General features: G+C 68.6%; 16 protein-coding genes and 3 pseudogenes. 13 read left to right on the top strand and 6 right to left on the bottom strand.

Annotated elements, in window-relative coordinates; all coding sequences use genetic code 11:
- The first annotated feature begins 127 nt into the window (after window positions 1–127).
- The 5 genes and pseudogenes from dapA to ACQ86J_RS06805 all read left to right on the top strand — a co-directional run bounded on the left by dapA (window position 128) and on the right by ACQ86J_RS06805 (window position 3,603).
- Window positions 128–1,006, top strand: a pseudogene (dapA, locus tag ACQ86J_RS06825) (4-hydroxy-tetrahydrodipicolinate synthase).
- A 4-nt stretch (window positions 1,007–1,010) separates the two neighbouring features.
- Window positions 1,011–1,496 carry an SsrA-binding protein SmpB gene (smpB, locus tag ACQ86J_RS06820; protein ID WP_431270529.1) on the top strand — a complete coding sequence of 162 codons (486 nt, stop codon included), beginning with the start codon at window positions 1,011–1,013 and terminating at the stop codon, window positions 1,494–1,496.
- A 61-nt stretch (window positions 1,497–1,557) separates the two neighbouring features.
- Window positions 1,558–2,246: pseudogene (locus ACQ86J_RS06815) on the top strand (sulfite oxidase-like oxidoreductase).
- Window positions 2,239–2,853: a redoxin domain-containing protein gene (locus ACQ86J_RS06810; RefSeq protein ID WP_431270528.1), complete on the top strand. Its 615-nt coding sequence runs from the start codon at window positions 2,239–2,241 to the stop codon at window positions 2,851–2,853. The pseudogene ACQ86J_RS06815 and the gene ACQ86J_RS06810 overlap by 8 nt, the downstream one beginning before the upstream one ends.
- 93 nt (window positions 2,854–2,946) lie before the next feature.
- Window positions 2,947–3,603, top strand: a complete 657-nt coding sequence (locus ACQ86J_RS06805; protein WP_431270527.1) for a TSUP family transporter — start codon at window positions 2,947–2,949, stop codon at window positions 3,601–3,603.
- Window positions 3,604–3,737: 134 nt separating this feature from the next.
- On the opposite strand, the gene ACQ86J_RS06800 is transcribed toward ACQ86J_RS06805, so the two are convergent.
- Window positions 3,738–3,965, bottom strand: a complete 228-nt coding sequence (locus ACQ86J_RS06800) for a hypothetical protein (RefSeq protein WP_431270526.1) — start codon at window positions 3,963–3,965, stop codon at window positions 3,738–3,740.
- 714 nt (window positions 3,966–4,679) lie between these two features.
- On the opposite strand from ACQ86J_RS06800, the gene ACQ86J_RS06795 reads away from it, so the two are divergent.
- Window positions 4,680–5,285, top strand: coding sequence for a substrate-binding domain-containing protein (locus tag ACQ86J_RS06795; RefSeq protein ID WP_431270525.1), 606 nt, complete (start codon window positions 4,680–4,682; stop codon window positions 5,283–5,285).
- A gap of 1 nt (window position 5,286) precedes the next feature.
- On the opposite strand, the gene ACQ86J_RS06790 is transcribed toward ACQ86J_RS06795, so the two are convergent.
- From ACQ86J_RS06790 to ACQ86J_RS06775, 4 genes are read right to left on the bottom strand one after another with little or no spacing between them, the layout of a single operon-like run.
- Complete coding sequence (locus ACQ86J_RS06790) at window positions 5,287–5,781, bottom strand: LysE family translocator (protein ID WP_431270524.1); 495 nt, start codon at window positions 5,779–5,781, stop codon at window positions 5,287–5,289.
- Window positions 5,754–5,888, bottom strand: coding sequence for a hypothetical protein (locus tag ACQ86J_RS06785; RefSeq protein WP_431270523.1), 135 nt, complete (start codon window positions 5,886–5,888; stop codon window positions 5,754–5,756). Before ACQ86J_RS06785 ends, ACQ86J_RS06790 begins: the two co-directional genes overlap by 28 nt.
- 20 nt (window positions 5,889–5,908) lie before the next feature.
- The gene (locus tag ACQ86J_RS06780; RefSeq protein WP_431270522.1) at window positions 5,909–6,073 is read right to left on the bottom strand and encodes a hypothetical protein; all 165 of its coding nucleotides are present in this window, start codon (window positions 6,071–6,073) and stop codon (window positions 5,909–5,911) included.
- Entirely contained in the window at window positions 6,028–6,981 is a 954-nt protein-coding gene (locus ACQ86J_RS06775) for a branched-chain amino acid aminotransferase (RefSeq protein WP_431270521.1), read from the bottom strand. The genes ACQ86J_RS06780 and ACQ86J_RS06775 overlap by 46 nt, the downstream gene beginning before the upstream one ends.
- 293 nt (window positions 6,982–7,274) lie before the next feature.
- Here ACQ86J_RS06775 and ACQ86J_RS06770 point away from each other — a divergent pair, with 293 nt between their 5' ends.
- From ACQ86J_RS06770 to ACQ86J_RS06750, 5 genes are all read left to right on the top strand, one after another.
- Entirely contained in the window at window positions 7,275–7,847 is a 573-nt protein-coding gene (locus ACQ86J_RS06770; protein ID WP_431270520.1) for a MarR family winged helix-turn-helix transcriptional regulator, read from the top strand.
- Window positions 7,848–7,974: 127 nt separating this feature from the next.
- On the top strand, window positions 7,975–8,688 hold the full coding sequence (locus tag ACQ86J_RS06765) for a response regulator (protein ID WP_431270519.1): 714 nt from the start codon (window positions 7,975–7,977) through the stop codon (window positions 8,686–8,688).
- A gap of 64 nt (window positions 8,689–8,752) precedes the next feature.
- On the top strand, window positions 8,753–9,649 hold the full coding sequence (locus ACQ86J_RS06760) for a histidine kinase dimerization/phospho-acceptor domain-containing protein (RefSeq protein ID WP_431270518.1): 897 nt from the start codon (window positions 8,753–8,755) through the stop codon (window positions 9,647–9,649).
- An 8-nt stretch (window positions 9,650–9,657) separates the two neighbouring features.
- Window positions 9,658–9,885, top strand: a complete 228-nt coding sequence (locus ACQ86J_RS06755) for a hypothetical protein (RefSeq protein WP_431270517.1) — start codon at window positions 9,658–9,660, stop codon at window positions 9,883–9,885.
- A complete protein-coding gene (locus ACQ86J_RS06750; protein ID WP_431270516.1) occupies window positions 9,882–10,082 on the top strand; it encodes an ATP-binding protein in 201 nt (66 codons plus the stop codon). Before ACQ86J_RS06755 ends, ACQ86J_RS06750 begins: the two co-directional genes overlap by 4 nt.
- A gap of 38 nt (window positions 10,083–10,120) precedes the next feature.
- On the opposite strand, the pseudogene ACQ86J_RS06745 reads toward ACQ86J_RS06750, so the two are convergent.
- Window positions 10,121–10,732, bottom strand: a pseudogene (locus tag ACQ86J_RS06745) (NYN domain-containing protein).
- A 41-nt stretch (window positions 10,733–10,773) separates the two neighbouring features.
- Between ACQ86J_RS06745 and folK the strand changes: the two are divergent.
- Both folK and rpoZ read left to right on the top strand, forming a co-directional pair.
- Entirely contained in the window at window positions 10,774–11,322 is a 549-nt protein-coding gene (gene folK / locus ACQ86J_RS06740; RefSeq protein ID WP_431270515.1) for a 2-amino-4-hydroxy-6-hydroxymethyldihydropteridine diphosphokinase, read from the top strand.
- 185 nt (window positions 11,323–11,507) lie between these two features.
- Window positions 11,508–11,906: a DNA-directed RNA polymerase subunit omega gene (gene rpoZ, locus ACQ86J_RS06735; RefSeq protein ID WP_431272321.1), complete on the top strand. Its 399-nt coding sequence runs from the start codon at window positions 11,508–11,510 to the stop codon at window positions 11,904–11,906.
- The last annotated feature ends 10 nt before the right edge of the window (window positions 11,907–11,916 follow it).

The raw sequence follows: 11,916 nt of genomic DNA, 5'->3' as shown, positions 1-11,916 counted from the left end.
CTTGCTCCGGGGTGCCCCGATGATTGGGTTCTCGGCCCGGCTGCGCCTGCCGCACCGGGATGCATGTGCCCCCATGTGTCGCAATCGGCCGCAACGGGCGGAGCTAGCCCTTCCGGAGGAAAGCCAGATGTTCAAGGGATCGATGGTCGCGCTGATCACGCCGATGCGTGACGACGGGTCCCTGGACGAGAAGGCTTTCGCCGAATTCGTGGAATGGCAGATTGCCGAGGGGACGGAAGGCCTGATCCCCGTAGGCACCACCGGCGAGAGCCCGACGCTGAGCCACGAGGAACACAAGCGCGTCGTCGAGATCTGCGTCGAGGTGACCCGCGGTCGCGTGCCCGTCATCGCCGGAGCCGGCAGCAATAGCACGGCCGAGGCGATCGACTTCGCCCGCCACGCCAAGAAGGCTGGCGCGGACGCGACCCTGGTGGTGACGCCCTACTACAACAAGCCGACCCAGGAAGGCCTGTTCCTGCACTTCACCGCCATCGCCGATGCGGTGGACCTGCCGCTGTTCATCTACAGCATCCCCGGCCGCAGCGTGATCGACATGTCGGTCGAGACCATGGCGCGGCTGGCGAAGCACAAGAACATCGTCGGCGTGAAGGACGCGACCGCCAACCTGACCCGGCCGCTGCACGCCACGCGTGCCTGCGGCAAGGACTTCATCCAGCTTTCGGGCGAGGACCACACGGCGCTGTCCTTCAACGCCGCCGGCGGCCAGTGGCTGCATCAGCGTCACCGCCAATGTCGCGCCAAGGCTCTGCGCCGAGATGCACCAGGCTTGGCGCGCCGGCCGCTTCGCCGAGGCGATGGCGATCCAGGACCGGCTGGTGCCGCTGCACGACGCGATGTTCTGCGAGACCTCCCCGGCCCTGTGAAGTATGCTGCAAGCCTGCTGGCCAAGACCGCCGACCATTGCCGCCTGCCCATGGCGCCGATCGCCGCCACCTCGAAGGCGCGGGTCCGCGAGGCCATGGTCTCCGTAGGCCTTTTGAACTGAGCTCATGGCCGAACCCAAGAAGAAGACCCTGATCTCGCACGGCATCGCCTCGCAGAACCGGAAGGCGCGCTACGACTACACGATCGGCGAGACGATCGAGGCCGGCCTGGTGCTGGTGGGGCCGGAGGTGAAGTCGCTTCGGGCCGGCCGCGCCACCCTGTCCGAGGCCTGGGCCGGCGAGCGTGACGGCGCCATGTACCTCTTCGGCTGCACCATCCCGGAATGGCAGGCCGGCAGCACGGTGGCGAAATTCGAGCCGGGCCGGCCGCGCAAGCTGCTGCTGCACAAGAAGCAGGTGAACGAGCTGATCGGCGCCATCGCCCGCGACGGCGCCACCATCGTGCCGTTGCAGGTCCACTTCAACGACAAGGGTGTCGCCAAGGTAGTCCTGGGCGTCGCCGAGGGCCGCAAGAAGCACGACAAGCGCAATGCGATCGCTGAGCGCGACTGGGCGCGTGACAAGGCGCGGTTGATGCGGAACCGGGGTTAGCCGCTTCGGCGAGGCCGCGCCGGCCCCCTTGCATCCGCCGCCGCGCACGGCACGTAAAGAGATGCAGGAGAGCGTGATGGCAGACGACGACGACAGTGTGTCGGTGACCGGGAGGATCCGCGAGAAGCTGGTCAAGACAAAGCAGGCCTGGGCGCGTGATGGCCGCCTGCTGACCGGGACGCAATTGGACCCCAGCCGCGACCGCCTGCCGCCCGGCCAGACGCTGGTCAAGGACTGGCCGGTGCTTGACCTCGGCGTGCAGCCGGACGTCTCGCCGGAGAAGTGGCGGCTGCGGGTGGAGGGGCTGGTGCAGGCCCCGGTCCGCCTGACCCTGCCGGGATCCATGGCGTTGCCGCAGACCGAGCTGGTCAACGACATCCACTGCGTCACCCAGTGGTCGCGCTACGACAACCACTGGCAGGGGTGCGCGCCCGCGACCTGATCGAGATGGCGCGGCCGAAGGAGGAGGCGCGCTTCGTCTCCTTCACCTCCTATGACGGCTACACCACCAATGTGCCGCTGTCCGAGTTCACCGCGGACGAGGTGCTGCTGGCGCATAGCTGGGAAGGCGCGCCGCTGACCCGCCAGCATGGCGGCCCGGTGCGGGTGGTGCTGCCGCGGCTGTACTTCTGGAAGAGCCCGAAATGGGTCACCCGGATCGAGCTGCTGCGCGAGGACCGGCCCGGCTTCTGGGAGGTCCGCGGCTACCACAACAACGGCGATCCCTGGGCGGAGGAGCGGTATGGCTGAGGTCGGGCGGCGTGGTGCGATCATCCTCGGCGGCTTGCTGATGGCGGGCGATGCTGCGGCGGCCTCGGCCAGCCTCTATGACTTCCGGATGGAGGCGATCGAGGGCGGGCCGCTTGCCCTCTCGGACTACCGCGGCAAGGCGGTGCTGGTGGTGAACACCGCCAGCTTCTGCGGCTATACGCCGCAATATGCCGGGCTGCAGAAGCTGCACGAGACCTATGGCCCGCGCGGGCTGGTGGTACTCGGCGTGCCTTCGCAGGACTTCAACCAGGAATCCTCGGACAACAAGAAGATCAAGGATTTCTGCGAGGCCAACTACAACGTCGAGATTCCCGATGACGACGGTCTCACATGTCCGAGGCGCGCAGGCGGCGCCGGTCTTCGCCTTCCTGGCGGAGCGCGGCGGCGGCCCGCCGCGCTGGAACTTCCACAAGTACCTGGTCGGCCGGGACGGCCGCACGGTGCGCGGCTTCGCCACGCAGACCGGGCCGGAGTCGCGCGAACTGGTCCAGGCGATCGAAGCGGCGCTGGCCAAGCCCGCGACCTGATGCTTCGGGCCTGGCCGTATCCTGCAGCCGGCGGCAGGGCTAGCCTGACGGCCGCATGATCTCCTTCGATTTGGCCGAATCAGCCCTCGTGCTCGGCGCCTTCAGCGTGGCCGGCTTCGTCAAGGGCATAGCCGGCTTCCGGGCTGCCGACGGTGACTCTAGGCCTGCTGGCCCTGACCCGGCCGCTGCCCGAGGCCATGGCGCTAATGCTGGTTCCGACCCTGGCGACCAATGTCTGGCAGTCGCTGGTCGGGCCGGCGCTCGCCCCGGCGCTACGGCGGCTCTGGCCCTTCCTCGTCGCGGCGGTGATCGGCACGTTGGCCGGTGCCGGGATCCTGGCGCGGTCGGATGCGGTGCTGCTGTCCGGCCTGCTGGGCTTGCTGCTGATCGCCTCCGCTGCGCTGGCGCTTGCCGGCCGCCCCATGCCCACGCCGACCCGGGAGCAGGAACGCTGGCTCTCGCCGCTGGTCGGCGGCACGGCGGGACTGCTGACCGGCATGACCGGCAGCTTCCTTATGCCGGCCGCGCCCTACCTGGCCGCGCTGAAGCTGCCGCCGCAGCACTTCGTCCAGGGCTTCGGCCTCGGCGCCTTGCTGGCGACGCTGGCCCTGGCGATCGGGATGGCGGGAGGCGGCCTGCTGCCGCCGGATCTCGGCCTTGCCTCGCTGGTGGGCGTGGCGCCGGCTTTCCTCGGCATGGCCGTCGGCACGCGAGTGCGGCGCGCGATGCCGGATGCGCGGTTCCGGACGGTGATCCAGGCTGCGCTCGGGCTGGTCGGGCTTTGGCTGGCGTTCCGGGCCTTTGGCTGACGCGGGCGAGGGAAAAGTATTCCCTCCGTGAACCCCATCCTTCCTATTTTGCGCGTCTGGCACTCGCCGCGGGGCGGGTGCGGGACTCACAGAAGTAGAGTAGGGTCCAGGGAGGATACTTCCTCCCCGGCCTTCTACTTGTTCAACTCAGGCAGCGGCAGCGCGACGCCTGGCGGCAGGGCGACCTGCGCTACGTTCAGTGTCATCGATACGGTCACATAGTAGCCGCTGACCGCGATCAGATCGACCACGCCTTGTTCGCCGAAGCGCTGCTTCGCCGCGGCATAGGTGGCGTCGGAGACGCGGCGGTTGCGGTGCAACTTGGTGCAGAACTGCCAGACCAAGGCAGTGTCGGCGTCCATTCCCTCGGGCTTGCGGCCTTACGCCAGCTCGGCGGCGACCTCGAGGCGGCAGCCCGTCCTTCATTGCCAACGGGAAATGTGCATACCACTCATACTGCGAGGTCCATTCGCGCGCCGTGATCAGGATGGCGAACTCGTTCAGCGCCGCCGGGAGCGAGCTCTTGTAGCGGACCTTGGCGCCGACGTTCTGCAGCGCGTCGGCGATCTCGGGGCTGCGGAGCCAGGCATTGAAAGGGCCGCTCATCCGCCCGCGCGGGCCGGACATGATCGCCTCAGCCACCTTGCGTTGCTCCGGGGTGATCTGCTCGAGCGTCAGCTCCGGGAACCGCCCCTGCGCCGCCGCTGCACCTGCCAAGCCGCAGGCCAGCGCTGCCGCCAGCATGGTTTTCCGCATCGTGTCCTCCCTTGGGTGTTTTCCTGGCCGCAGATTGCGCCGCCGTGCGTCGGCGCGGCAACGGTCGGGGCTTGCGCCCGCTCCGCCGCCGGGGCGGAATGGCCGCAATAGAGGCTCGTCAGGTAGGAACCACGCCATGCTGCCCATTCGCCGCGCCCTTCTGGCTGCCGTCGCAGCCCTGCCGCTGCTCACCGATGCCGCCTTCGCCACCGAGATAAAGGTGATGAGCTCGGGCGGCTTCCACAGCGCGCTCGACGCGCTGGCCCCGGAATCTCGAGAAGGCGACCGGCCACAAGGTCACCAAGATCTACGGCGCTTCGATGGGTGCGGTGCCGACCGCCGTGCCGAACCGGCTGGCGCGCGGCGAGGCTGCCGACATGGTCATCATCGCCGGCGAGGCGATCGACAAGCTGATCGCGGAGGGTCGGCTGCAGAAGGGCAGTCGCACCGACCTGGTCTTCTCCCGCATCGGGGTAGTGGTGAAAGCGGGCGCGCCGCAGCCCGACCTCTCTACGCCCGAGGCTGTGAAACGGATGCTGCTGGCGGCGCCTTCGGTCGCCTACTCGGACAGCGCCAGCGGGGTCTACATCTCCTCCCGCTTTTTCCAGGGGCTTGGCATCACCGAGCAGATGGCGGGGAAGGCCTTCAAGGTGCCGAGCACCCGGCGGGTGGCGGAAGTGGTCGCCGCAGGGGAGGCGGCGGTCGGCTTCCAGCAGATCAGCGAGATCCTAGGCATCCCCGGCGCCACGCTGGTCGGCCCGTTGCCGGAGGCGATCCAACTCGTCACCTCCTTTTCCGCGGGCATCCCGGTGAGCGCCGAGCAGCCGGAGGTGGCCAAGGCCTTCATCGCCTTCCTGACTGCGCCGGCGGCTTGGCCGACGATCCGCAGCATGGGCCTCGACCCGGCTGGCGAGCCGAAGCGTTAGGCTAGCTCAGCACGACCGGGATCAGCGAAGCCACCAGCAGTATCGCCATCACCCGGTTGAACCAGCGCAGCGCCGCCTGGTCGCGCAGCAGTCGCGCCGTCCCGGCACCGAGCGCCGCCCAGGCCAGCAGGCTGCCACAGGCGGCGACCGCGAAGAGCGCAGCGAGCGCCAGGGCTTCGCTCAGCAGCCCGCCATCGCCGCCGGTATAGGTGGCGATGGCGCCGCCGGCGATGATCCAGGCTTTGGGGTTCACCCACTGGAACAACGCTGCCTGGAGCGCCGTCATCGGCTTCCCCGGCGCCGCTCCCGGCGCTGGCGGCACCGCGGTGGCGATGCCCCAGGCAAGCCAGAGCATCCAGGCCGCCCCGGCCCAGCGCATCGCCGCCATCAGCCCGGGCGCACCCCGCAGCAATTCCGCCGCACCAAGGGCCACCAGAACCAGCATGGCGGGAAAGCCGACCGAGACCCCTAGCACCTGCGGCAGGCTGCGCCGCAAGCCGAAATCGCCGCCGTCGCGGCGACCAGCGCATTGTTCGGCCCGGGCGTCGCCGACATCGCCAAGGCAAAGCCGGCGGCCGAGGCGAACCAGGCGGTGCCCTGCATGGCTCCGCCTCCCGCCCCTATCAGACCGGCTCCACGACGCTGGTCCAGCCATGCGGGTCGTTGGTGCGGCCATACTGGATGCCGACGATGCTGTCGTAGAGCTTACGGGTCACCTCGCCGGTCTCACCGCCGTTGATGGTCACGTCCTCGCCCTTGTAGCCGAGCGTGCCGACCGGGGAGACCACCGCAGCGGTGCCGGTGCCCACATCTCGGTAAGTTTGCCATCCCGGCCGGCATGCATCACCTCGTCGATGGTGATCGGCCGCTCGCTGATCCTGAGGCCCCAGTCGCGCATCAGCGTCAGGGCGCTGTTGCGGGTGACGCCGTCGAGGATGGTGCCGGCGAGTGGCGGGATGATCACCTCGTCGCCGATGCGGACCATGATGTTCATGGTGCCGACCTCGTCCAGGTACTTGCGGTGCACGCCGTCCAGATACAGCACCTGGGTATAGCCGGCGGCGGCTGCGTCGCGCTGACCGGCCAGGCTGGCGGCATAGTTGGCCGCCGTCTTGGCCTCGCCCGTGCCGCCCTTCACCGCGCGGACATGGCTGTCGGAGGCCAGGATCCGCACCGGCTTCACGCCTTCCGAGTAGTAGCTGCCGACCGGCGAGAGGATAAGGAAATACAGGTAGCTATGCGCCGGATGGACGCCGAGGAAGACGTCGGTGGCGATGATGGTCGGGCGGAGATAGAGCGAGGTGCCGGGCATGTGCGGCACCCAGGCATGGTCGACGCCGATCAGAGCATCGAAGCTCTGGCGGATGATGTCGACGGGCAGCTCCGGCATGCACATGATCTTGGCCGAGCGATTGAAGCGCTCCGCATGCCGGTCAGGGCGGAACAGGCGGATCTTGCCGTCGTCGCCGCGGAAGGCCTTCAGCCCGTCGAAGATCGCCTGGCCGTAGTGCAGCACGGAGGTCGCGGGGTCGAGGCTGAGCGGCCCATAGGGCTCGATGCGCGGGGAGTGCCAGCCCTTTCCCTCGTCGTAGTTCATGAGGAACATGTGGTCGGTCAGCACCTTGCCGAAGGAGAGCGTCTCGTCGGCCGGCTTCGGCTTCGGGCTGGTGGTGCGGGTGGTCGGAAAATCGCCCATGGTTCGGGTCCTTCTGGCTGCCGTGCTGTTGCCCCTATGGGGCTTTCGGATGAGTCGCGGGAGAGACGTTCAGCACCGGCGAAGGGCGGCGAGGCCGGCCGGGACGACCCGGTGGCGCAGCCGCGACTCGGTCTCCTCCGCTGGTGAGCCGATCGGGTTGCTGAAAGGAACCATCGCCATGGTCGCGTTCTCCGCAATATCGTTGCTTGCCGCTGGGGTAAACTAGACCCGATCGGAAAAATGTGTCAACGTTACTGACCAAATAGGAGGCCAGACGGCGCAGCATGCCAGCCATGCCCGATCAGACGGACCAGAAGGCCGAGCAGCAGGTGGGCGCGCCGGTCGGCGCCGGCCGCAACCTGCTGTTCCTGCGGGAGGAGGAGCTGCGCCTGGCGCAGGACCTGCTCTTCTTCGGCTATCGCGACTTCACCGCCGGGGCGGACGAGATCCTGGCCGAGCTCGGCATGGGCCGGGCGCATCACCGCGTCCTGCATTTCGTCGGCCGGCGGCCCGGCATCACGGTCGGCGATCTGCTCGGCATCCTCGGCATTACCAAGCAGTCGCTGGCCCGCGTCCTCTCCCCGCTGATGGCGGAGGAGTACGTCGTCCAGGCCACCGGTCGGAACGACCGGCGCCAGCGCCTGCTCTCTCTGACCGCGAAGGGCGAATTGCTGGAGCGTCGGCTGTTCGAGCGGCAGCGCGAGTGGATCATGCAGGCCTACCGAGAAGCCGGTCCGATCGCGGTGGAGGGCTTCCGCCGCGTCATGCGTGGACTGATGGGGCCGGAAGCGCGGGCGCAGCTCGAACGGCTGGAGCAACCCACCCCAACCCGCCGCGGCACCGCGTCTCTCGCCCGCACCGGCTGAGGTCGCGCACCTCCTTTGGCTCGCCCTGGGCCGGTCGGCCGTGCAAGCCTCACCGCCGGTGACTAGGATGGAGTCGCGGGGCGCCGCTGCACCGCGGCGCGCGACCCTGGGGAGGAATTCGCTGGACATGCCGGCCGAGCTTGCCACCGACAATGCCCATCTGCTGGTGGTGGACGATGATGCCAGGCTGCGCGCGCTGCTGCAGCGCTACCTGGCGGAGCAGGGCTTCCGTGTGACCAGCGCCGCCGACGCCGCCGCAGCCCGCGGCGCGCTGGCCGCCATGGCCTTCGACCTGGTGGTGCTGGACGTGATGATGCCGGGCGAGACCGGGCTCGAGCTGGTTGAATCGCTGCGGCGCGACGGCAACGACGTGCCGGTCTTGATGCTGACCGCCCGCGGCGGTCCGGATGACCGCGTCGCGGGCTTCGAGATGGGCGCAGACGATTACCTGGCCAAGCCATTTGACCCGCGCGAACTGGCGCTGCGCATTCGCACCATCCTGCGCCGCACCGCGCCGCCGACGCCCACCCTGCTGCCGCAAGCGCCGGTTCAGCTCGGCATGCGCTGGTTCGACGCCGAGCGATCGGAACTGCGGGGTCCTGATGGGACCATCCGCCTGACCGGCGGTGAGGCGGCGCTTCTGGCCGCGCTGGCCCGCCGTCCCGGAGAGGTGCTGAGCCGCGAGGAGATCGCCGCAGCGCTCGGCACGCCTGAAGCGGGGGAGCGCGCGGTCGACGTGCAGGTCACCCGGCTGCGCCGCAAGATTGAACCCGACCCGCGCGAGCCACGCTTCCTGCATACCGTTCGCCACCGCGGCTACGTGCTGCGCCCTGGGCCTTGAAGGGCGCCGCGCCTTGACGCTGCAGACTCCGAAGCCCAAGCCTGTCTCCCGTGCTCTGCGGGCCATGCTGCCGCGTGGGCTGCTGGCGCGCTCCGTCCTGATCATCCTCGTGCCGATGCTGATCCTGCAGGCGGTAGCGCTGCAGCTTTTCTACGGCGCGCATCTCGACGTCATCTCCCGCCGGCTGGCCGGTGGCGTCGCTGGCGACGTGGCGATGCTGGTCGAACTGGTGCGGCGCGAGAACCCGGAGGACCGGTCTTGGATCTTCCGCGAGGCTGCCTGGCGGCTCGACCTCGCTCTGGCTTATGAGGAGAATGCGCGGATCCAGTTCGTCGCGCGCCCGGCGAGCCTGCTGCTGCTGCCGCTGGAGGAAGACCTCAATAATGCGCTCCGGGAGCGCGTGCGGCTGCCCTTCGACACCGACTGGCAGAGCGACCCGCGCAGCATCATCATCCGCGTCCAACTGCCGGAAGGCGTGCTGCATGTGGAAGCGCCGCGCAAGCGGCTGTTCACCTCGACGCTCTACCTCTTCGTCATCTGGTTGGTGGGCTCGGCGCTGATCCTCTCGGGTGTCGCCATCCTGTTCATGAAGAACCAGGTGCGGGCGATCCGCCGGCTGGCCGGGGCGGCGGAGGCCTTTGGGCTCGGCCGCGATGTCGGACCGATGAAGCCAGAGGGGGCGAGCGAGGTGCGCCAGGCCGCCGCTGCCTTCAACCGCATGCAGGAGCGCATCCGCCGCTTCGTCGGCCAGCGGACCGAGATGCTGGCCGGCATCAGCCACGACCTGCGGACGCCGCTGACCCGGATGCGTCTGGCCCTGGCCATGCTGCCGCGCGATGCTGAGACGGAGGAAGACCTCGCGGCGCTGAACCAGGATGTCGAGGAGATGGAGCGGATGACCGCCGCCTACCTCGCCTTCGCCCGCGGCGAGGGGTGGAGCAGTCGCGTCCGGCCGACCTGATTGAATTGGTGCAGGAGGTCGCTGCCAATGCCCGCCGCAGCGGGGCGCAAGTCGAGGTGGCGGCCCCCGAGGCGCTCGCCATGCCGCTGCGTGCCGATGCGGTGCGGCGCTGCCTGGGCAACCTGGTGGACAATGCCCGGCGGCATGCGCGCCGCATCACGGTCGGGGTCAGCACGGTGCCGCGGACCGGGCTAGGTGGCCCGGGGGAGAGCAGAAGTCGCTCTGGGCCGAGGTGACGGTGGATGACGATGGGCCAGGCATCCCAGCGACCGAGCGGGAGGAAGCCTTCCGACCCTTCCACAGCGGCTCGCCGGACGGAACCGGCCTTGGGCTGGCGATCGCCCGCGACATTGTCCGCGCGCATGGCGGCGACATCGTGCTTGAGGAAAGCCCACTGGGCGGGCTGCGGGCACGAGTGCGGCTGCCGATTTAGGCCGCCCTGGCCGGGGCGTCAGGGCGGCACTGCCAGCCTCATTCCGGCAGGTCGGGCGTCTCGCGGAAGGGATCTGCCGGGGTTGCGCGGACCGCAGCGCTGGAGCGGGCTGCCGGTGGCATCTGGGACCGCGTGCGTGGCTCAACCTGCCGGCGGGTGATGTGCTCGGCGAGGTCGGCGAGGTCGATGAACGCATCTGCCTGGCGGCGAAGGTCATCGGCGATCATTGCCGGTTGGGTGCGGATGGTGGAGATGACCGTTACCCGGACACCGCGGCGCTGCACCGATCTGACAGAGCCGGCGCAGGTCGCCATCGCCGGAGAAGATCACAACATGGTCGAGCGAGGGGTGAGGTCGAGAACGTCGACCGCCATCTCAATGTCTACGCTGCCCTTGACACGTCGGCGGCCGGTTGCGTCGGTGAACTCCTTGGCCGGCTTGGTGACCACGGAATACCCGTTGTAGCCGAGCCAATCTACTAGCGGCCGGAGCGGCGAGTACTCCTCGGTCTCGAGCAGCGCCGTATAGTAGTAGGCGCGCACGAGATAAGAGCGCTGCCGGAAGTGCGCCAGCAGGTTCTTGTAGTCCACGTCAAATCCCAGGGTCCGGGAAGCGGCGTAGAGGTTCGCCCCGTCGATGAAGACGGCGATTCTGTTCGATACGCTCGGGCTGCAAGCTGTGCGCTCTCGAAATGTGGTGCATGCCGGAAAGGCACCTTCCCATACTAAGGCTGAAAAATCCATTTGTAAGCGAGAAAACCGTGATCCTTATCGCCCTGGGCGCGAATTTATCGGACCAAGCTGGGCATTCCCCCTACAGACCTGCCAGGCAGCCGCCGCGGTCCCTCGATTCCCTGCCTGGACTGCGGCTTCGTGCCCTCTCGACTTGGTACCGGACCGTGCCGGTTCCACCCCTGCCGGGTGCCCCGCTCTACGTCAATGGGGTTGCGCGGCTGGAAGGGGCAGTGGTCGATCCGTACCGCCTGTTGGCGGCGCTGCACGCGATCGAGGATGGCGCCGGCCGGCAGCGGCCCTATCCCAATGCGCCCCGGGTGCTCGACCTCGATCTGGTCGACCTTGATGGGCTGCGCCGCATCTCGCCGGACCCGGTACTGCCGCACCCGCGGGCCCATCTCCGCCGCTTTGTACTGCAACCCTTATTGGACGTGGCCCCCGGCTGCGGTTCACCCCGTGCTGGGGTGCGGCGCTGCGGCCTTGCTCGCTGCCCTGCCGCCGGGTGAGGCATGGCCGGAGCCGATCCGGAACTGAGATGAGTTGGCACGGCCTAGGTGCCAAGGCGTAAGCCGGCGCCCGTTGCGGGGCTTCCTGCTTGCATCCGCTGGCCGCGGTGGCTATCTGGAAGGTTCTCCTGCAGACCTTTGCCGCGGGCCGCCTTTCCCGCCGCCCAAATGAACACGAGGCCGTCATGGCACGCGTCACCGTTGAAGACTGCATTGTCCAGATTCCGAACCGGTTCAAGCTGGTGTTGATAGCGGCGCAGCGCGCCCGGAATATCGGCCGCGGTGAGGAACTGACCCTCGATCGCGACAACGACAAGAACCCGGTCGTTGCCCTGCGTGAGATCGCCGACCAGACCATAGCGCTCGACGCAGTCGAGGCCGACCTCATCAAGTCGCTGCAGCGCGCGCCCGAGCCGGAACCGGCGGAGGAGGAGGTACTCGACCTCATTGCCACGGACGAAAATATTTTCGGCGTTATGGACGTGAACGAAGAATTGCCCGCCGAAGGCGCCGGCCTTGAGGACATGTCGCCCGACGACCTGGAAGCCGCCATCGCGGCCGAACTGGGCGGCGGCCGCCGCTGAGGAGGACCCA

The organism is Dankookia sp. P2, from assembly GCF_050632255.1.
Classification (GTDB): Bacteria; Pseudomonadota; Alphaproteobacteria; order Acetobacterales; family Acetobacteraceae; genus Paracraurococcus.
Note: the sequence above shows the minus strand (reverse complement) of the source record. Positions and strands in the feature narration are given on the sequence as shown.

Bases quoted from the DNA above. Each gene is read 5' to 3' on its own strand.
- ACQ86J_RS06810 (WP_431270528.1), top strand. From the start codon at position 2,239: ATGGCTGAGGTCGGGCGGCGTGGTGCGATCATCCTCGGCGGCTTGCTG.
- ACQ86J_RS06775 (WP_431270521.1), bottom strand. From the start codon at position 6,981: ATGGGCGATTTTCCGACCACCCGCACCACCAGCCCGAAGCCGAAGCCG.
- rpoZ (WP_431272321.1), top strand. From the start codon at position 11,508: ATGGCACGCGTCACCGTTGAAGACTGCATTGTCCAGATTCCGAACCGG.
- ACQ86J_RS06795 (WP_431270525.1), top strand. From the start codon at position 4,680: ATGGGTGCGGTGCCGACCGCCGTGCCGAACCGGCTGGCGCGCGGCGAG.
- ACQ86J_RS06765 (WP_431270519.1), top strand. From the start codon at position 7,975: ATGCCGGCCGAGCTTGCCACCGACAATGCCCATCTGCTGGTGGTGGAC.
- smpB (WP_431270529.1), top strand. From the start codon at position 1,011: ATGGCCGAACCCAAGAAGAAGACCCTGATCTCGCACGGCATCGCCTCG.
- ACQ86J_RS06760 (WP_431270518.1), top strand. From the start codon at position 8,753: ATGCTGCCGCGTGGGCTGCTGGCGCGCTCCGTCCTGATCATCCTCGTG.
- ACQ86J_RS06800 (WP_431270526.1), bottom strand. From the start codon at position 3,965: ATGGACGCCGACACTGCCTTGGTCTGGCAGTTCTGCACCAAGTTGCAC.
- folK (WP_431270515.1), top strand. From the start codon at position 10,774: ATGTGGTGCATGCCGGAAAGGCACCTTCCCATACTAAGGCTGAAAAAT.
- ACQ86J_RS06785 (WP_431270523.1), bottom strand. From the start codon at position 5,888: ATGCAGGGCACCGCCTGGTTCGCCTCGGCCGCCGGCTTTGCCTTGGCG.
- ACQ86J_RS06770 (WP_431270520.1), top strand. From the start codon at position 7,275: ATGCCCGATCAGACGGACCAGAAGGCCGAGCAGCAGGTGGGCGCGCCG.